Consider the following 19,889-nt stretch of genomic DNA (forward strand, 5'->3'; position numbering starts at 1 on the left):
ATCAGAACGGCAGATGGGCGGGATCGACATCTGTCTCGCTTTCAGGCTCATCCAACCGGGTGGTCACCTTGGCGCCATGTTCCAGCGTGCGATGCACCGGGCAGCGGTCGGCAATCTCCAGCAGCTTGGCGCGCTGATCCTGGGTCAGATTGCCGCTGAGGTAGATCACGCGGGTGAACTGGTCGATCTGCGCGGGACCGGAGGGTAGCGCGTCCTGTGCGTGAACCTTGTCATGGCAGACATCGACGCTGACGCCTTCCAGGGGCCACCCCTTGCGGCGGGCATACATGCGGATCGTCATGGAGGTGCAGGCTCCAAGCCCGGCAGAGATAAACCCATAAGGCGTCATGCCGCGATTGCTGCCGCCATAGGCCAGCGGCTCATCCGCGTAGGTGTGATGGCGCGGGCCGGACTGGATATCCTGCAGAAAACCGTTCGGATCAGCTTCGGTGACGCGCAACACACCCTCAGGCGCGCCGGGGGGCGGTGCCGGGGGGGACAGATCGATATAGCGCCCGGCCCAGGCGGCAATGACATCAGCGGCATATTCCGCATCACGGGGCCGCGTGATCAGATGATCGGCATCATCCAGGGTAATGAAGCTCTTGGGGTGTTTCGCGGCAACAAAGATATCGGCGGCATTGTCGATACTGACCGTGGCATCCAGAGGGGCGTGCATCACCAGCAGGGCGGCATCCAGACCGGCAAGGGCGCTGGTCAGCGCCTCGGCGCGGATATCATCGACAAACTGCTTGCGGATCAGGAACGGGCGGTCAGCCAGACAGACCTCCGCCGCGCCTTCGGCCTCAATGACCTCCAGCGCATCTCCAAACTGATGGGCCACATGAGAAGGGTCAGAGGGCGCGCCCAGCGTAACAACGCCGCGCACCGATGGCAGCCCGGCCCGCGCCCGCAACACCGCAGCGCCGCCCAGCGAATGACCGATCAGCAATGATGGCGCCAGCCCGCGCCCGGCCAGATACTGGCCCGCCGCCACCAGATCGGCGACATTGGAGCTGAAGTTGGTATTGGAGAACTCACCATCGGAATGGCCAAGACCGGTGAAATCAAACCGCAATACGGCGATGCCCATGGCCGCCAGACGGGCCGAGATGCGCCGCGCGGCGGGGATGTCCTTGGAACAGGTAAAACAATGGGCAAAGAGTGCTGTGGACAGGATCGGCCCTTCGGGCAGGTCCAGCCGCGCAGCCAGCTGGTCACCGGAGTGTCCGGAAAAAGAAATGCGTTCGGTGGGCATCAGGCTCGCCTTTATCTGGGGGTCACCCTAAGGTGCGGCGACAGGCGGGCGGGCACAAGGCATCCGCCGCCCACGTCACGGGAAGGTGAGGGATATTGACAACAGACCGTTTGGCCGAGGCCTGCGCAGGCATTGGAAGTTTCGCGCCGCAGGATAAGCGCGATCACGAGATGTGGCAGCGCCTGACCGCGTTTTGCGCGCGCGAACCAAAGGCGTTTGACCGGGATCCAGCCTCCGGCCATGTGACCGGATCGGCCTTTGTCCTTTCGGCGGATCTGGACGCAGTGCTGCTGACCCATCACGTCAAACTGGACCGTTGGCTACAATTGGGGGGACATTGCGATGGCATCGCCGATGCCCGGTTTACCGCCCTGAAAGAAGCCTATGAGGAAAGCGGTCTGGCCCGGATCAGCCTGTTGTCTGATCAGGTGTTTGACATTGATATCCACGAAATCCCTGCCAACAGCCGTGAGGCGGCGCATCTGCACTACGATGTGCGCTATCTGTTTCGCGCCGAGGCGGGGGATATCCGTGCCAGCGCCGAATCAAAGGCACTGGCCTGGGTGCCGCTGGCAAAGCTCTCGCAGTACAGTCGCGCTGACAGTGTGCTGGTCCTACAAGAGAAATTGGCCCGGTTACAAAGCGGAGGCGCCTGACGGCGCCACAGGTTCAGCCGTCTCTCCCCAATTGGGAGAGCAGCCGTTTGGTCGTCGCACCCGCAGGCAGCAGAAACCTCAAACCCAACGGGTGGTGCCCATCAGAGCCGGATCAAACGGGTAGGTGGTGAGGTTTTCATAGCCAGTTTCCGTGATCAGCACCTGATCCTCCAGCTTGATCGAGAAATCGCCGCCTTCGGGGCTGACCAGCGCCTCGACACAAAGCACCATGCCCGGCTCCAGATCATAGTCGAAAGCGCCCTCGACCATGGCGTCCGGGTAGGCCACCAGCGGCCATTCATCGCAAAGCCCGACGCCGTGCATCATGCAGCCGTATTTCTGCTTCTGGAACTGGGCATCCAGCAGATGGCAGTTGCGTGACAGCTCCTGCAGGTTCACGCCGGGTTTCAGCATCTCCATATTGCTCTGGATATGGTCAACCCCGTGTTGCATGGCATAGACCATATCGGCAGGCGGCGCGCGGTCGCCAATCCACCAGCTGCGCGAAATATCGATGCAGATCCCGTAGGCACCGACCAGATCGGTGTCAAAGCTGACGATTTCATTGTTCTGGATGATGCGCCCGCCGCATTCCTGAAACCAGGGGTTGGTGCGCGGGCCTGAGGTCAGCAGCCTTGTTTCGATCCATTCACCGCCCCGGCGGATGTTTTCGGCGTGCAGAACGGCCCAGACGTCATCTTCACTGACGCCACCGCCGGGAATGGCGCTGCGGGCAAAGCGTTCCATCTCTGCGACGGCGGTTTCACAGGCGTGATTGGCGCAGCGCATGGCGAGGATTTCATCCGGCCCTTTCACAGCACGGCATTTTTCGGTCAGTTCTTCGCCGGGGACCACCTCAAGCCCCTGTGCCTCAAGCGCGCGCAGCCCGTGCAGCATGATCTTGTCAACCGCGAGACGCGTGTTCTGGCCGCTATGTTCGGCCAGCAGACTGCGCACCTCATTGGCAAAGACGTCCGCCGCCACATCCACCTTGTCGCCACGATCAAAGTAGAACAGATCGGCCCCGGCCCGCTGTTCACGCACCAGAGGGTTGAATTCACTCAGGAACGGCGCCTGTTTGTAATCCCACATCACCATGTAGCCATCGGCGCAGATCAGCAGCGCGCGAAACGGATTATGGGTGTTCCACAGCTGCATATTGGTGGAATCCGTCGCGTAGCGGATGTTCATCGGATCAAACACCAACAGCCCGGCATAATCGCGGTCATTGATGAACCGGGTCAGCCGTTCCCAACGATAGCGGCGCATCGCCTGAAGGTCCGGCAGTTGCAGCCCTGCGGCGGCCCATTCACCAAAGGCCAGCTGGGTCGGCCCAATCTCGACGCGGTCCTGATCATTGGGGGTGTTGTCCCCAAGGGTGGCACCGCGTGTCGGGTCGATCTTGCGTGTATCGCGGTAATGCTCGTTCATCTCTGGCTCCGTATTCGACATCGTCTCGAAGGTATCGCTGGACATCTCTGTCCAATGTTGTGCGGAGCGCGGAGGGGAGTCGCCACCAAATGCGACCGCGCAGACGGTCGTTTTCAGACAGATGTGTTTGGGGTAGCGTGTCGCATGTAGCGGGTGGTGCTGCGCGTCGGGCTTGCTACAAAGTGTCATGACCGAGATTCTGCAGACCCGCCTGTCGTATAATCCGCTGGAAAAGCGGAAGTTGCCCGGTATTCAGCCATTGGCATCGGAGGACTGGCTGCATTTTGATGACGCTTACGCCGGGCAGATGGCGGAGCGGGAGCGGCTGTTGCAGCAGTGCCGCGCGCAAGTTGTGTATTGCGCGCCCGAGGCCACCCCGGCTGCTTCTGAGCTGTTGGAGGCGGTTCTGGCCCAGCTCTACCCAGATGCCACGGGTCACAATGTGGTGCGGCCGGATGGGGGCGAGGTGACGGTAGATTGGGAGGATCCGCTGGGCACGCTTGGCCGGATTGCCCAGCAGGATTTCTGTATCCTGGAAAAACCGGAGGGCGCGCAGGAACATGTGCTGACCGGCGCGGTTCTGTGCTTTCCCGCAAATTGGACCCTGGCGGAGAAAGCGGGGCGGCCATTGATTGCCATCCACGAACCGGTCGACAGCTATGATACTGGCATTGCTGCGCGGGTGCAGCGGCTGTTTGACGGGGTGCAGGTGGGGCGGCCCATGTGGCGGTTCAATGCGTTGTGGTACGCCGATGCGACACTGCATCAGCCGCGCCGCGTCAGTGGCGATCGCCCGCGTCCCGGCGCCGAAACGGCAGGCTATATGCGCAGTGAGCGCCAGACTATCCTTCGCCTTCCGCGCAGCCGCGCCGTTATTTTCAGCATTCACACCAGTGTGTTACGTCGTACGGATGTGATGGCCCAATGGGGGGCATCGCCGGCCTAGCCCGAATTCTCGGGCTGGCTGATCGTGAGACCGGGAAAGCGGTCTAAAAGGCGACGGCGGCCGAGCTTTGCAAGGCAAGAAGGGCCGTTGCGCCGCAGACAATGTGTAGATGGCCACGCAGCTGGGGGCTGCGCAGGAGATGGCTGGTGGTTGCGATCATTCGCTGCGGCATGGCCGCGAGAAGACCGCCCAGCCGGGCAACGGCGGTTCCGCTGCTGCGGGGAGGTGTCATAACAGCTTTGGCACGCGCCCGGGCGCGATTGCGCGCCTCCAGAGCATGACGCCCGGTGGCGCGGGTGTCTGGGGACTGCAACATCGCGGCGTAGTGTTCCTCCAGCTGAGCAATCGTTACCTCGACCGGCTCAAAACAGGCGCGTCCGCGCAGGCGCCCATCTGCAACCGGCTTGGCGCCGTTCGTGGGCTGGGGGAGAGGCGGCGGCGTATCAAGTGCAGCGTCAATCGGTGTCGCAGCAGGGGGGGGCGCTTCGGGCGTCGTTTGCGGGCTGAGGGGCGCGCTCGACTTGGCGGCATGGATGCCGGCGATATCTGCGGCGATTTCGGTCACCGGGTAGGCGTCCGGTGCGGCGTGATCTGCTGCTGACTGCGGGTGGGATTCCGCCTGCGTTTCGGCATCTTCAAAAACCCCGAGGAAGGCGGCACGGGTCAGGGTGAAGGGCACGTGCAGCCAATCCACCGTCGCCACATCCAGATCCTCGGCCAGGCGACGCAGGACCATTGCCAGCAACAGCTCGCTCAGTTCCACATCACAATGGTCCGGGTGGTTTGGGGTCAGCGTCACGCCAAGTGAACTGCGCAGCGGTGTCTCGGTGCTGTCAGCACCGGCAGCGCTGGCCTGCGTCGGTTTGATTGGATGGCGGCGATAGCGCAGCTCGACCCGGTAGTGATCACAATCAAGGCGGATCAGGTTGGGGTTTCGCGATTGGAACTGGCGCACGCTGTGGCCGTATTCCTCCAATGTATCGACCACAGCAGTCGAGCCGCTGGACAGCGCATCTGGGTCTCGAATTTCAAAACCCAGCTTGCCTTTATACTGATCTACCTGTGTCACCGTCAGGGTCCTCCGCTCAGGTGCTTCAGCAATTAAGTTAAAATTTGAAATGGCAGAAAGTGAGGCGGTGACAGCTGAGGGGTAAAAAATTCCTTTCCAATTTTGCGATTGTATTGCGATTGATTTAACGCATTGAAAATTAACATTAAAATAATCATCCGCCCTAAGCGCCTCTTTGAATTTGGGCAAGAACTGGGCAGCTGACGGCCATATTGATGCCGTAGCCCTTACAAATTGGGCGTGAGGCTAGCAGTGTTTCCGATTGAGTGACGTTGGGTCAACACTGAGGGCTTGCGCGGAACGATCAGGCTGCGCCGGGGAAGGGGGGACAGTGTTGAAAATATGAAATCCAGAGCGTGCGACAGCCCGGTCGGCAGCCAATGCGTCAACCAAGGGCAGTGCCCCAGGCGGTCGGGGTGCATCTGTCAGACAAGGTTTGGCCGGGGGCTGGGGTTTCAAAAGGCGTGGGGCTCTGCAAACTAAAAAGGCGCCCCCAACAGATGGGAGCGCCCAGTAATTCCGCGTGATCGGGGATCAGCAGCTGTAGTACATGCCGTATTCCACTGGATGCGGCGTGTGTTCGTAGGTTTCCACCTCTTCCATCTTGAGGGCGATATAGCCTTCGATCTGGTCTTTGGTGAACACGTCGCCCTGCAGCAGGAAGTCGTGATCGCCAGCCAGCGATTCCAGCGCTTCGCGCAGGGAGCCGCAGACGGTGGGGATATCGGCCAGCTCTTCTGCCGGCAGATCATAGAGGTTCTTATCCATGGCTTCGCCCGGATCGATTTTGTTCTTGATGCCGTCCAGACCAGCCATCAGCAGCGCGGCAAAGCACAGGTAGGGGTTCGCGGCCGGATCGGGGAAACGGGCCTCGACGCGTTTGGCTTTCGGGCTTTCGGTCCATGGGATCCGCACGCAGCCGGAGCGGTTGCGGGCGGAATAAGCGCGCAGAACCGGCGCTTCAAAGCCAGGGATCAGGCGCTTGTAGGAGTTGGTGGACGGGTTGGTGAAGGCGTTCAGTGTCTTGGCGTGCTTCAGGATACCGCCGATGAAATACAGCGCCTCATTGGAGAGATCTGCGTATTTGTCGCCCGCAAAGAGCGGCTTGCCGTCTTTCCAGATCGACATGTTCACATGCATGCCGGTGCCGTTGTCACCATAGATCGGCTTCGGCATGAAGGTCGCCGATTTGCCATAGGCGTGGGCCACATTGTGGATCACATATTTGTATTTCTGCAGCTCGTCAGCCTGTTTGGTCAGGCTGTCAAAGATCAGACCCAACTCGTGCTGGCAGGAGGCCACCTCGTGGTGGTGCTTGTCGACCTTCATGCCCAGACGCTTCATGGTGGACAGCATCTCGGAGCGCAGATCTTGAGCTTCGTCGATGGGGTTCACTGGGAAGTAGCCGCCCTTGAGACCGGGGCGATGACCCATGTTGCCCATCTCATATTCAGTGTCGGTGTTCCAGGAGGCGTCGGTTGCGTCGACCTCAAAGGACACTTTGTTGATGGTGTTGGAGAAGCGCACATCATCAAACAGGAAGAATTCCGCCTCGGGCCCCATATAGGCCACGTCACCGATGCCGGAGGACTTCAGATAGGCCTCTGCCTTCTGCGCGGTGCCGCGTGGGTCACGCGGGTAGGCTTCGCCGGTGTCGGGCTCAACCACGGAGCAGTGGATGCAGATGGTTTTCTCGGCATAGAAGGGATCAACATAGGCCGAGGTGGTGTCGAGGATCAGCTTCATGTCGGAGTTTTCGATCGACTTCCAACCTGCGATGGAGGAACCGTCGAACATGAAGCCTTCTTCGATAAAGTCTTCGTCCACCAGGTCGACATCAACGGTCACGTGCTGGAGCTTGCCCCGCACATCAGTGAAACGGATGTCGACATAGGCGATGTCTTCGTCCTTGATCATCTTCAGAACTGCGTCTGCGCTCATTTCCAATGGTCCTTCTGATCTTGTAATCTTGAGTGTATCTGGGCTGCCGCGCCAATCAGCGACGGCGGACAACCGCGTGTTCTGGTGTCAGGCTCAGAGGGCGTCCGAGCCGGTCTCACCGGTGCGGATGCGGATGGCCTGCTCCACGGGGGAGACAAAAATCTTGCCATCGCCGATCTTGTCAGTCTTGGCCGCTGCCACGATGGCCTCGATGGCGGCGTCCACCTGATCGTCGTCCAGCACGACTTCGATTTTCACCTTCGGCAGGAAGTCGACGACATATTCGGCACCACGATAGAGTTCGGTGTGGCCTTTCTGACGGCCAAAGCCCTTGACCTCGATCACCGACAGGCCTTGCACGCCGACGTCCTGCAAGGCTTCCTTCACCTCGTCCAGTTTGAACGGCTTGATGATGGCTTCGATCTTTTTCATCGGGATGGCTCCTCGCAACCTTGTCGAGAGAGGTCAGATCACTTCTACTGAGCCGGGACAATAATAGCCGCAAGCGCTGCGGCGAAACTGCGCATGATTTCGCGACGACTGCCTAAAAATTAATCACAACGCCTGATTTCTGCGCAATTTTGAATCGCTGCATGACCACGACATGAAAAAGAGGCTCCTGACATGACCGAATTGCTGACCGCCGCCCAGATGCAGGCGATTGAGCAGGTCGCCATCAGGTCCGGTGAAGTCACCGGGCTGGAGCTGATGGAACAGGCCGGGCAGGGGGTGGTCGAGGCCATCTTCGAGGAATGGCCGGAACTGGCTCAGCCTGTTGAAAGCGGGCGAGGGGCCAGCCCCTCGCGCTCCCCGGAGTATTTGGGGAAAGATGACGCGCCGCGCCGAGCAGTGGTCCTGTGCGGGCCGGGCAACAACGGCGGCGATGGTTTTGTGGTGGCGCGGCTGCTGAAGGAACGCGGCTGGGCGGTGGAGGTGTTCCTGTATGGAGAGCCTGAAAAACTGCCGCCGGATGCGAAGGTGAATTATGAGCGGTGGCAGCCGATTGGGCGCGTAGCTGAATGGGACGGGCGACGGATTGGCGAGGCGGTTGCGGACCTGTTTGTTGATGCGCTTTTCGGCGCTGGACTGAAACGGGCGCCATCGCGCGAAATACTCGAACCCCTGACCAAGCTCTACACCGAGGGCAAGACATTCGGGCGTATGGTCGCGATTGATGCGCCAACAGGTCTTTCTATGGACAGCGGGCGCGTGCTTTGTTCAGAGTTCGGGGCGGTCTGGAGCTGGCTCACAGTGACCTTTCATAGTCCACGTATAGGTCATTTCATTGATGAGGGGCCGAGTTACTGCGGGGCAGTGAGGACCGTCGACATTGGGCTCGGGAACGTCGATTGCGGGGGAGCGGCTCGAAAAGCCCTGAACGGATTACACAACCTTGAAAATGGAAAAGGGCTGGGCCGACATGTTGCCAGTCTGATTGGGACGGTTGAGTTATCATCAAATCTTCCAAAAGAAACGGAGGAGCATAAATACAGCTACGGCCACGCCCTTCTCCTCTCCGGCGGACATGGCCGGACCGGAGCGGCCCGGCTGGCCGCCCGGGGCGCACTGCGGATCGGGGCGGGGCTGGTCACGGTTGGCTCACCGCGTTCGGCGATGATGGAAAACGCCTGTCAGCTTACGGCTATCATGTTGCGACAGATTGATGGGCCGAATGAGCTGGATCAGCTGTTGGAGGATCGGCGCATAAATGCGGTTTGTCTCGGTCCGGGGCTTGGGCTGGGAGCAGAGACGCAGATGTTGGTGATGTCTGTGCTGAAACAGGAGCGCGGTACGGTCTTGGATGCGGATGCGCTGACACAGTTTGAGCAGAATCCCGGGGTCTTGTTTGAGGCGCTGCATGGAAACTGCGTGATCACGCCCCATGGCGGCGAATTTGCCAGGCTGTTCCCGGACCTCGACGAAAAGCTGAACGCGCCAGCCACCACCGGCCCCGCCTATTCCAAGGTGGACGCCACCCGCGAGGCCGCCAAACGCGCGGGCTGCGTGGTGCTGTTCAAGGGGCCGGATACGGTGATCGCTGCGCCGAATGGATGTTGCTCGGTCAACTCTGCCCATTACCAGCGCTCTGCGCCCTGGCTGGCGACGGCCGGGTCCGGCGACGTGCTGGCTGGATTCATCACCGGATTGATGGCGCGGGGATTGTCCCCGATGCAGGCGGCAGAAACAGCTGCATATCTGCATGTTGAATGCGCGTTGAACTTCGGCCCGGGGCTAATCGCTGAGGATCTGCCGGAGCAAATTCCTACTGTTCTTCGCAGGCTCGATATCCCGTAGATGGAGGATGGAGTAAAAGTATGGAAAAGTTTGCCCGAAGGTCGCTTTCCCTTTTGCATCCGCCGAAAAGCTTTGCTATTGAGCGCCTCACGATGGGTCAGCCCATCGTCAGGATGCGGGTGTGGCGGAATTGGTAGACGCACCAGATTTAGGTTCTGGCGCCGCAAGGCGTGGGGGTTCAAGTCCCTTCACCCGCACCATTTTTTCTCAGTTCAACTAGACTGAGGCGGCCTTGGTTCGTCGCGTACTCGGGCCCTTTTGCCGCTGCCTGTGCCGGACGGTTGCCTTGAGCTGAGAGACATCCGTGACGTCGGATGTCTCTCTACCTGTGCATGTCCAATGGATGCAGTGTTGCCTTCCCCAATCAGGCTGAGCGGGCGTAGGCGTCCCTGTCATCAAAGGCGGTGTCGGCCCAGTCGTCGGAGGCGGGCGGAGGGGCGCTCGCCTTGGCCTGGCTGGCGGGATCGATGCGAAAGCCGGAGACTGCCTGCACCAATGTCTGGGCCTCCTCGCGCAGCATCTGGCCGGCAGCAGCGGTCTGTTCCAGCATGGCGGAGTTTTTCTGCGCGTTCTGATCCAGGCTGACAACCGCTGTGTTCACCTCGGAAAGCCCGTTGGATTGTTCGACCGTGGTGGCGGCGATCTGTTCGACCTTGCCCACCACTGCTTCGACCGAACTTTGGATGGAGGCGAGTGCTGTGCCGGTCTGATCGACCAGTTTCACGCCCTGCGCCACCTCATGGGTGCTGACCTCAATCAGCTGGTTGATCTCCTGCACCGCATCTGCGGAGCGCTGCGCAAGGCCACGCACCTCGGACGCGACGACCGCAAAACCGCGACCGGCCTCGCCGGCGCGGGCGGCCTCGACCCCGGCGTTCAGCGCCAGAAGGTTGGTCTGGAAGGCGAGATCTTCGATCAGGTCCGTAATCTTGGCGATGGCGCCGGAAGAATCCTCAATCCGCTGCATGGCGCTGATGGTCTGGCTGGCCAGTTCGCTGGTGGTACGGGCCTGGGTGAAGGCATCGCGCACGATGTCCTTGGCCTGTTCTGAGCCTTCGGCGGTGCCCCGCACGGTGTCATCGAGCGTTTGCAGCGCGGCGGCCGTTTCTTCGAGGGAGGCGGCGGAGGTTTCGCCCCGGCGCGAGGCGTCATCTGCGGCTGCGGCGATTTCTGCGGCGGTGGAATTCAGGACCTCACTGCTGTGCGACAGTTGCTTTACCATTCCGGTCAGATTGTCACTGAGGTTGTCGACCGCGTTGGCGATTTCCTTGAAGATACCCTTCTGTCCATCCGGCATCCGCTGGGTCAGATCGCCGGCGGCCAGCGTATCCAGAACCTGGCGAATGTCGCCCAGCCCGCCCTCGGCGGCATCGCCAATGGCATTCACGCCGCGGCCCAGCTCAGCAAAGGAGCCACTGGCCCCCTCCACCTGCAGGCGTTTGGAGAAATCGCCGGCGGCGCAGGCGCGGATCACCTCCGAGATGTCGCGAGTCAGCCGGTCCTTCATCTCATTGTCGGCCCGCAGCTCCTCAACGGCGGTGGCAATGGTCGATACCTCCCTGATGCGCGACTGCGGCGCCGGGGTGGAGAAATCACCGGCCATGATTTTCTGAAGGACGACATTGACCCGCGACAGCGGGCGCGAGATGCCGATGGCCAGGAAAAACGCGACCACGACAAAGATGCCGAGCCCGCCAAATCCAGCCTTCAGCGCATTGGAATTGGCTGTGGTGATCGCCTCGGCGGCGCTGGCATGGATCCTGTCCAGTCGGGCAGTCGTCTGCTCATTCATGGCCGCGAGCACCGGTTCAGCGGCTTTTTCGATGGCGTCCAGCGCCTTGTAATGGCCATCGATATTGGTGACTTCCTCAGCATAATCGTTGAAGGAATTCTGATAGCTGGTCAGCAAGCTGCCAATCCGGGCGCGCTGCGATATGTTCTTGTAGTAGCTGCCGGGAAAGGCACGGAATTCATCAACCCGCGCGTTCAACCGCTCAGTGTATTTTGCGGCGTGGCGCATGATGAAGTCTTTCTCATGGCGACGCATCATCAGCATTTTGACTGTCATCTCGGGTTCGGCGGTGTCTTTCAGCGCCGTCTCAATGCTGCGAACGGAGCTGCGCAGGGCCCCCTGCAGCCCATCAGTTTCGTCAAACCCCAACCGATCCTGACTGGCAACAACCTCTGCAAAACCAGCCTCATAGGCCGTGATCGCCGCCGCCAGCTGGCGCAGATTATCCGCAGCGTCCGCCATGCCCTCCAGCTCCGCGATCTGCATTTTTGCGACCTCAATCCGGTTGGAAAGATGCGCCATCGTTTCAGCCTGCGTGGCAAGAGTGTCGTGGCTTGGTTTCAGGCGAAAGCTCATCTCCACCAGACGGGTGCTTTGAAAGTCGGCGCTCACCTCAGACAGCGTCTGTGCAAACCCTTCGACTGCCGTGACCTCCGCCTCGATCTCCGTGCGCAGCTGTTCCGTGTAGCGTGACAGCCCAATCAGGGCGAACATGACTGCGCTGGCCAGGAAAACGATCAGAAATACGGCCGTCTTGATGGAAGTCTTGAATTTCATAGTCTCAGTACCTGCTTTGTCGATCTGTCACGACTATCGGCGGGCTGTTAATAAATCATGGAAACTTGCGAAAAAGCTGCAGGTTTTCCACTCACAGCCGACCGCGGCCCACACAGGTTTTACGTTCCGTGATGACCGCCGGATGGTTGACCGGTTTTTTTGCCCGAACAGATGATTGTTGTCGTGGCCTGAGGTATCGGCAGGGGAAGGGGAGAACGGGCAGGGGGCAGAAAGCTGGGTGCGGCGATCACAATTCTGAGAGAATTTCCCCGGCTGCTGGCAAGGGAAGCAGCGCGGTATATTTCAAGAGTACTGCCGCGAAAAAACGCGTGATAGCACCTGCGCCAGGTCAGCCCCTCAGGGATGGAGAGGGAGCTGCCCTGAACAATATTGGAGCATCTCCTCATGAACACCAGATTTGCCTCTCAACTCGGGGTGACGGCCTTGGTTTCCGGGCTTTTTGCCGGTCTTGCAGCGCCTGCGGTGGCCGGGCCAACCTACGAGAACAACTTGGGCGGAACCTTCCGCTACTATGGTCAGTTCAACCCCTCCTTCCAGTCGTTTGACGATGGCGGCGACGATTTCAGCACGCTTGTCGACAACGCCAATTCGAACTCCCGTATCGGGTTCTGGCTGGAACAGCCTTTTGGCGAAAACACCCTGCGGTTCAATTTTGAGACCGCGCTTGGCCTGCGCTCCTCTGACGGGGTGGACCAGAATGGGCGTCCACAGAATATCAGCTGGGATCGCACCCGAATCCGCAAGGTCGATCTCCAATACGCCACGGCGCGTTATGGCACGTTTTCCTTTGGTCAGGGGTCCATGGCGTCGGATGGGCTGGCGGAATCTGATCTCTCCGGCACCGGCGTGATCCAGACGTCCTCGATTGCGGATTCTGCTGGGGGCTTCCTGTTCCGCACCTCTACAGGCACGCTTTCCGGTGTCAGTATCGGATCTGCCTTCCGCAGCCTTGACGGCGGTCGCCTGGGCCGGGTGCGCTACGATACGCCTGAATTCAGCGGCTTCACCGTATCGGCGTCTTACGGCGAGGAAATCCTGCGCTCGAATTCTGACCGCGAAGCCTATGATGTTGCGGTGCGTTACACCAATGATGACCTTGGCGACTTTACCATCAATGGCGCGTTGGGCGCGGTGTGGAATGAGAACGGTCCCGGTACCAAAACCCGCGATATTGTTGCCTCTTTCGCAGCACTGCACGAGCCGTCGGGCGTGTCCTTCGCCGTTGCCGGCGGTGACAGGGACACCGGCGGCGACTATGCCTTTGCCAAGCTGGGCTATACCGCGAATTTCCTGTCCGTTGGCGCGACGTCCTTTGCCATCGATTACTATGACGGGTCGGATATGGTCACCAGCGGCGACAGCGCCGAATCCTGGGGCATCGCGGCGGTTCAGAATTTCGACAATCTGAACCTTGAGACCTATGTCGCCTACCGTGACTACTCCTACTCGGACACCAGCGCGACCAGCTATCAGGACAGCTCGTCCATTATGGCCGGGGCCCGCTGGAAGTTCTGATCCGACCAGTCGAGACAGCGCGATCCCGTGAGGGCTGCCGTACCGGCGCGCGCCTTCTGACCGATTGGGCCTTCACCGGGTCGCATAGCCTCAAAACACGCCCCTCTGGGCGTGTTTTTCTTTTTGAGGGGCCAAAAAACGCCGCATCCGCCCCGGTCTGAGCCGCTCTGGAGGCAATCCCTCTTGCGCCGCCGCTCATGTGCAAATAGAAGGCCACAAATTGTCTGGGGGAGCGCCTGCGCGCGCGCCCCGAATCTCTATGGGGAATATGATGCAGGTCACCGAGACGCTGAACGAAGGTCTGAAACGCGGTTACGCGATCACCGTCACCGCCGCCGAGCTGGACGCAAAGGTCAATGAAAAACTGGTCGAGGCACAGCCCGAAGTCGAGATGAAAGGCTTCCGCAAGGGCAAGGTTCCCATGGCGCTGCTGAAGAAGCAGTTCGGCCAGCGTCTGATCGGCGAAGCCATGCAGGAAACCATCGACGGTGCGATGAACAAGCACTTCGAGGAAAGCGGCGACCGTCCGGCCATGCAGCCCGACGTGAAAATGACCAACGAAGACTGGAAAGAGGGCGACGACGTCAACGTCGAGATGTCCTATGAGGCGCTGCCTGAGATCCCCGAAGTTGATCTCTCCGGTGTTGAGCTGGAAAAGCTGGTTGTCAAAGCAGACGGCGCAGCGGTTGACGAAGCGCTGGCCAACCTCGCGGAGACCGCGCAGGACTTCGAAGCCCGCGAAGACGGTGCCGCAGCAGAAGATGGTGATCAGGTTGTCATCGATTTCGTTGGCAAAGTTGACGGCGAAGCCTTTGACGGCGGCGCAGGCGACGACTACCCGCTGACGCTGGGCTCCAATTCCTTCATTCCCGGTTTCGAAGAGCAGCTGGTTGGCACCAAAGCGGGTGAAGAAAAAGACGTCACCGTCACCTTCCCCGAAGAATATCAGGCCGAGCATCTGGCTGGTAAGGAAGCCGTGTTCTCCTGCACCGTGAAAGAGGTGAAAGCCCCCAAAGCGGCAGAGATTAACGACGAGCTGGCGCAGAAATTCGGTGCCGAAGACCTCGCTGGCCTGAAAGGTCAGATCTCCGAGCGTCTGGAAGCGGAATACGCCGGTGCGGCCCGTGCCGTGATGAAGCGTGGCCTGTTGGACAAGCTGGACGATCTGGTCTCCTTCGACCTGCCGCCGTCGCTGGTCGAAGCAGAAGCCAAGCAGATTGCACATCAGCTGTGGCACGAGGAAAACCCCGAGGTTCAGGGCCACGATCACGACGAGATCGAAGCCACTGACGAGCACAACAAGCTGGCCGAGCGCCGCGTGCGTCTGGGCCTCCTGCTGGCAGAACTGGGCCAGAAAGCCGAAGTCGAAGTGACCGACGCGGAAATGACCCAGGCGATTATGCAGCAGGCACGCCAGTACCCGGGTCAGGAACGTCAGTTCTTTGAGTTCATTCAGCAGAATGCCCAGATGCAGCAGCAGCTGCGCGCGCCGATCTTTGAAGACAAAGTGATCGACCACATCGCCGAGCAGGCGAAAGTGGACGAGAAAGAAGTCTCCAAGGATGATCTGCAAGCCGCCGTTGAGGCACTGGAAGACGAGTAATCAGACCTCGGGCCTGCGCGTTGGCGCAGGCTCTTGCTTCTGACTATGGAACAGGCCGCCTCTCAGGGGTGGCCTTTTTCTTTGTCAGCTCAAACGGTCCCACCCGGACCGGTGGGGCTGCCCCTCACAAGCAGAAACCGCCCCCCGGGTCTATCCAAGGGCGGCGCGGCATGACGTTGACTTGGGTTTTCCGATCGACGCCGGAAACAGGTATCAGAACAAGAAGTTATCGGAACTTGACAGCTCCGCTGCTGAGACATTCTCCACCGTCACAACCACGTTGTCGAAGGAGATTACAACGTGATCGCCCTTCGCGGTGAAATCAATCTGACTGAGAGACTCTGCCCCGCTGATAATGTCGATTTTGTCGACACCCACCTCGAAGTCGCGGATCCGCGCACGCCCGTGATTGCTGCCGAAAGCAAATGTATCGGCGCCGTCACCGCCGATCAGCAGGTCGTTTCCCTGCTGGCCGAACAGTTTGTCATTGCCGTTGCCGCCAATCAGTGTGTCGTTGCCTGCGCCGCCACGGATCGTGTCAGCCCCGTGGGAGCCGTTCAGCTTGTCGTCACCATTCTGACCGATCAGCCGATCACGTCCGCCACCGCCGCGCAGGTCATCGTCGCCGGCGCGTCCGGCAAGCCGGTCATTACCACCTCGGCCTGAAATCAGATCATCCGCTCCGGTCCCATCGAGAATATCGCGGCTGACGGTTCCCAGCAGCGTTTCACCGACCTCAGGCTCTCCCATATCCAGCGGCGCGTTGCCACCTGCTTTGCGGTCCTGCCAGAAGGCGATCAGCGCGTCCGCAGTGGGGCTGTCGTAGCCGCCGAAATCCTTAACGTATTTCAGAATTGAGGTGCCGTATTCATCCGTCGACGCGGTATCGCTCAGCAGCAGCGTGGCCAGCCCTGAAGCGCCGCGCAGATGCGCCGCCGCCATCAGCCCGGTCAGGGACAGGGTGACGTCGACCATAGCACCATTCACATCGCGGTAAGAGACTGTTTCGCCCACGTAGTCGGCAATACTGCGTCCCTGCTGGCCCAAGTAGTGGGTGAGCATTTCGAAATTATAGCCAAAGGCCTCATTGATAGCGGTGTCCTGCGCGGCGTGGGTTTTGAAGTCATCCAGACTGTTGACGCCATTCTTGCCGGTCCAGGTGCCATCCCAGCGATTGATCGTATCACCGCCCAGGTAGTAAACATCATCCCTGTAGTAGCCGAGATCAATGAGCAGCGCCTCGCCGAATTGATAGCCGACAAAGCCCAGAGAGTTGGTCGAATGATACGCCATATCGCGCCACTGGGTGGCGTCCAGCTGACCCCAGCTGCTCAGGCCAGGATAGAAACTGCCAACCGGCGCACCGGCCCATTGTGTCAGCTGCGCATCGCTGATCTGCCCCGCATCATAGCGGTCCCGGTCCCAGCCGGATTCAAACGCCAGAAGCGCATTGCGAAAATCATTGAAACTGCCGTTTGGCATCGTAACTGCTCCTCTTGCGTATCAACCGTCTTGACGCGGACTGCTGGTGTTCAGCGTTGTCCGACACATGGCATGTCAGAAAACTCTGTCGCAAGAAGGGGGCAGAAATTTGGCAAACAAATGCCTAAAAAAGAGTAAGGACAGCGTAATTTTGCTCGAAATTTGTAAAAATTAACCTTTAGGGCGCACCTCAATAAATAGTGTGCAAGCGGGGCGTGTACGCCTAAATATGCCGCCCGACTACGTTTGGCCGGGCGGCGAGAATCATTTCATTTTGCACAAATCGGAAACAGTCTGTTCACAGCGAGATTCTATAGCGTGCAAAGCCATCCGGGCCTTCACCTGCAGGTTCAATCGCAATGCTCTCGACGCTGTCGACATAAGCCGCCGCCTTTGGACCGGTGTCAAACAGAACCGATGTGTCCGCCAGCGGCGCAAAGCGCCAATTGGCATCCGCACGCGGGCTGATGGTGCCTTTCTCAACGATATAGCGCACGATCACATCGCGGTTGGTGTCCGGCCCCTCAAAGACAACGGTATCTCCCATCGCGCCCGGGAAGGCGCCACCGCCGCCTGCGCGGTAGTTGTTGGTGGCGATAATGAACTCCTGCGCGGGATCAATCGGCGCGCCGTCGAACTCAAGATTGACGATGCGATTGGCGTCGGGGTTTTCCAATGCGCCCTTGGGGCCGAACTTGGAGGGTTGCGACAGATCAATCTGATAGGTCACCCCGTCGATCACGTCAAAGTTGTAGCTGGGGAAGACGGGATTGAGCAGCACCTGATCCGCCGCACCGGGGGTAATCTGATTGAACATACCGGCAGAGCGTTCCAGCCAATCCTTGACCTGCGCGCCGGTTACCCGCACCGCACGGGCAGTGTTGGGATAGAGGTAGAGATCCGCGACATTCTTGATCGCGACATCGCCCTTGGGCACATCGGTGTAATACTCCGCACCACCGCGACCGCCAGCTTTGAACGGGGCCGCTGCAGAGAGGATCGGCAGGCCTTCATGTTCGGTGCCTTTGAGCATCTGCTCAATGTACCAGGTCTGCGCAATCGACACGATCTGCACCGATGGATCATCGGCGACCAGTGCAAAATAGCTGTGCAGCGGCGCGTCAGTCTTGCCCACGGCGCGGCGCACATATTGCAGCGTCTCGTCATGTTCTTTCTGCGCGGCCGCCAGCACCGCAGGGGCACTTTCGACCAGGGCGGTGATCGACCGGTCCTCTTCGCGCTGAGAAATCGGGCGCGCCTCTGACGCGTGGCCGACGACGCGCCAGCCGCTGCCATCGCGTTCCAGCATCAGATCAATCAGACCCATATGGCTGCCCCAGAAACCGCCCATGGTGGCGGGGGTGCCGTGGATGGTGCCCTTGTCGACATCCACTCCGGCAAAATCGGCATAGGTGGAGGAGGGGAAGACCAGATGCGAATGGCCGGTCATAATGGCATCGATGCCCTCAACCGCCGCCAGCGGGACCGAGGCATTCTCCATCCCGTCGACTTCCTGTGCGCTGCCAATACCGGAATGCGAGAGCGCGATAATGATGTCAGCGCCTTTCTCCTTCATCTCCGGTACATAGGCGCGGGCAGTTTCCAAAATGTCGCGCGCCTGAACATTGCCCTCCAGATGGCGGCGATCCCAGTTCATCACCTGCGGGGGCACAAAACCAATCAGGCCGATCTTGATCGGATGGGTGTTGCCCGCGCCATCGGTCAGTTCGCGCTCCAGGATCACATAGGGCGGCAGCAGGGTTGTGTCGTCGCGCGGACCGGCGCCGGTTGATTTGGCGACATTGGCGCAGACCACGGGGAAGTCGGCCCCGGCGAGGGATTTCATCAGGAAATCCAGCCCGTAGTTGAACTCATGATTGCCCAGCGTCGAGCCATCAAACCCCACGGCATTCATCGCCTGAATGACCGGGTGGGTGTCGCCTTCCTTCATGCCCCGCTCATAGGCGATATAGTCGCCCATCGGATTGCCCTGTAGAAAATCGCCATTGTCTAACAGCAGCGAATTGGTCGCCTCGGCGCGGATATCGCCAATCAGCGAGGCCGTACGGGCCAGTCCGACCGTGTCGCGGGGTTTGTCGGCATAATAGTCATAGGGAAACACATGCACATGCAGGTCCGTGGTCTCCATCAGGCGCAGATGCACCTGGTTGGAGGCCGCCTGAACAGAAAACGGATGCAGTGCAATAAGCCCTGCGCTGCCAGCCAGAAAGGACCGGCGATCAAGTTGGATAGGCATTTTTCACTCCGACGTCTTTTTATAATAGACATCTATGCTAGCAGAAAAATGCGTATCGTCATGTGACAGTTTTGCGCTAACAGGTTTTGCGGCAGCCTGTCGCGCAATTCTGAAATAGATTATGGTTTTCAGATGGTTGTGCGTGCCGCCTAGGGGCGCAACCCGGTTTCACGCAACATGCCACGGCGTTTGGCGGCGTAATAGTAGCCGCGCGAATAGTGCTTTACCGCCTGATCATAACTGCCATCGGAGAGGAGCCAGGCCCCGCGCAGATATTTCACCGCATACTTCAGGTTGGTATCCGCATCCAGAAGATCCTTCGGTTTGCCCCGAAACCCCATGGAGCGGGCTGTGGCGGGCAGGATCTGCAGCAGACCATAATAGGGCCGGTTGATGGCCCAGGGGCGATGCGTGCTCTCCCGGATGGCGAGCCGATGCACCAGCGGGCGCGGCACCTCATAGTGGTCAGCCCAGAAATTGATCTTGCGCCGCAGTTCGGGTGTTTCATTGGGATAGAGCGGCGGTTTGGCGGCGCGTTTTGTTGCGGCGGGTGCATCGCCACAGGCCGCCAGAGCGAGCGGGCTGAGAAGGAAGGCCAAAGCCGTTCTGCGATCAATCATGGAAACTGCCTGTTATATCCCCGGTCTGGCCAGGTCGGCGGCAGATTAGGCGGGGGATGGGATTTGGGCAAATGGCAGATATGGGCATCGGCGGATATCCCCCCCTGTCGGGGACCGGGGGCGAGGGGCGGGTGTCGCTGGCTAAAATTTTAGCGGCTATTCAATTGTGCCGGGCCGCCGGACACCGCAGGATTTTGACGCGCATGAACCGGGCACAGAGCCCCGT

The 19,889-nt window shown here is 59.9% G+C and carries 14 protein-coding genes and 1 tRNA gene; 6 read left to right on the forward strand and 9 right to left on the reverse strand.

The features are described 5' to 3' along the window. Position 1 precedes the first annotated feature (1 nt). Positions 2–1,258, reverse strand: a complete 1,257-nt coding sequence (locus tag INHI_RS0106695; RefSeq protein ID WP_027247161.1) for a bifunctional alpha/beta hydrolase/OsmC family protein — start codon at positions 1,256–1,258, stop codon at positions 2–4. A gap of 95 nt (positions 1,259–1,353) precedes the next feature. Here INHI_RS0106695 and INHI_RS0106700 point away from each other — a divergent pair, with 95 nt between their 5' ends. After that, positions 1,354–1,914, forward strand: a complete 561-nt coding sequence (locus INHI_RS0106700; RefSeq protein ID WP_014880247.1) for an NUDIX hydrolase — start codon at positions 1,354–1,356, stop codon at positions 1,912–1,914. Between the two features lie 78 nt (positions 1,915–1,992). Here INHI_RS0106700 and dddP read toward each other — a convergent pair whose 3' ends face one another. Beyond that, entirely contained in the window at positions 1,993–3,345 is a 1,353-nt protein-coding gene (gene dddP, locus INHI_RS0106705; protein WP_027247162.1) for a dimethylsulfonioproprionate lyase DddP, read from the reverse strand. 187 nt (positions 3,346–3,532) lie between these two features. On the opposite strand from dddP, the gene INHI_RS0106710 reads away from it, so the two are divergent. Next, positions 3,533–4,291 carry a heme-dependent oxidative N-demethylase family protein gene (locus INHI_RS0106710; protein ID WP_027247163.1) on the forward strand — a complete coding sequence of 253 codons (759 nt, stop codon included), beginning with the start codon at positions 3,533–3,535 and terminating at the stop codon, positions 4,289–4,291. 43 nt (positions 4,292–4,334) lie between these two features. Here the strand turns inward: INHI_RS0106710 and INHI_RS20720 are convergent, their stop codons facing one another. The 3 genes from INHI_RS20720 to INHI_RS0106725 form a co-directional block, all read right to left on the reverse strand. Beyond that, complete coding sequence (locus INHI_RS20720; protein ID WP_027247164.1) at positions 4,335–5,360, reverse strand: hypothetical protein; 1,026 nt, start codon at positions 5,358–5,360, stop codon at positions 4,335–4,337. Positions 5,361–5,894: 534 nt separating this feature from the next. After that, positions 5,895–7,301, reverse strand: coding sequence for a type I glutamate--ammonia ligase (glnA, locus tag INHI_RS0106720; RefSeq protein ID WP_027247165.1), 1,407 nt, complete (start codon positions 7,299–7,301; stop codon positions 5,895–5,897). Between the two features lie 93 nt (positions 7,302–7,394). Next, complete coding sequence (locus INHI_RS0106725; RefSeq protein ID WP_014874894.1) at positions 7,395–7,733, reverse strand: P-II family nitrogen regulator; 339 nt, start codon at positions 7,731–7,733, stop codon at positions 7,395–7,397. A 192-nt stretch (positions 7,734–7,925) separates the two neighbouring features. On the opposite strand from INHI_RS0106725, the gene INHI_RS0106730 reads away from it, so the two are divergent. Together INHI_RS0106730 and INHI_RS0106735 are read left to right on the forward strand one after the other, a co-directional pair. Beyond that, positions 7,926–9,596: a bifunctional ADP-dependent NAD(P)H-hydrate dehydratase/NAD(P)H-hydrate epimerase gene (locus tag INHI_RS0106730; RefSeq protein WP_027247166.1), complete on the forward strand. Its 1,671-nt coding sequence runs from the start codon at positions 7,926–7,928 to the stop codon at positions 9,594–9,596. A gap of 115 nt (positions 9,597–9,711) precedes the next feature. Further along, positions 9,712–9,796, forward strand: a tRNA-Leu gene (locus INHI_RS0106735). 164 nt (positions 9,797–9,960) lie between these two features. On the opposite strand, the gene INHI_RS0106740 is transcribed toward INHI_RS0106735, so the two are convergent. Continuing rightward, positions 9,961–12,165 (reverse strand): methyl-accepting chemotaxis protein, encoded by a 2,205-nt coding sequence (locus INHI_RS0106740; protein ID WP_027247167.1) that lies wholly within the window; start codon positions 12,163–12,165, stop codon positions 9,961–9,963. A 405-nt stretch (positions 12,166–12,570) separates the two neighbouring features. On the opposite strand from INHI_RS0106740, the gene INHI_RS0106745 reads away from it, so the two are divergent. Together INHI_RS0106745 and tig are read left to right on the forward strand one after the other, a co-directional pair. Beyond that, the gene (locus INHI_RS0106745; protein WP_027247168.1) at positions 12,571–13,701 is read left to right on the forward strand and encodes a porin; all 1,131 of its coding nucleotides are present in this window, start codon (positions 12,571–12,573) and stop codon (positions 13,699–13,701) included. A 271-nt stretch (positions 13,702–13,972) separates the two neighbouring features. Continuing rightward, positions 13,973–15,304, forward strand: a complete 1,332-nt coding sequence (gene tig / locus INHI_RS0106750; RefSeq protein WP_027247169.1) for a trigger factor — start codon at positions 13,973–13,975, stop codon at positions 15,302–15,304. Positions 15,305–15,517: 213 nt separating this feature from the next. Here the strand turns inward: tig and INHI_RS0106755 are convergent, their stop codons facing one another. The 3 genes from INHI_RS0106755 to INHI_RS0106765 all read right to left on the reverse strand — a co-directional run bounded on the left by INHI_RS0106755 (position 15,518) and on the right by INHI_RS0106765 (position 19,663). Next, positions 15,518–16,786 (reverse strand): calcium-binding protein, encoded by a 1,269-nt coding sequence (locus tag INHI_RS0106755; RefSeq protein WP_014880190.1) that lies wholly within the window; start codon positions 16,784–16,786, stop codon positions 15,518–15,520. Between the two features lie 298 nt (positions 16,787–17,084). Beyond that, positions 17,085–19,043, reverse strand: a complete 1,959-nt coding sequence (locus INHI_RS0106760; protein WP_027247170.1) for a bifunctional 2',3'-cyclic-nucleotide 2'-phosphodiesterase/3'-nucleotidase — start codon at positions 19,041–19,043, stop codon at positions 17,085–17,087. A gap of 149 nt (positions 19,044–19,192) precedes the next feature. Beyond that, entirely contained in the window at positions 19,193–19,663 is a 471-nt protein-coding gene (locus INHI_RS0106765; RefSeq protein ID WP_014874887.1) for a transglycosylase SLT domain-containing protein, read from the reverse strand. Between the last annotated feature and the right edge of the window lie 226 nt (positions 19,664–19,889).

The sequence above is a fragment of the Phaeobacter inhibens DSM 16374 genome (genome assembly GCF_000473105.1).
Classification (GTDB): Bacteria; Pseudomonadota; Alphaproteobacteria; order Rhodobacterales; family Rhodobacteraceae; genus Phaeobacter; species Phaeobacter inhibens.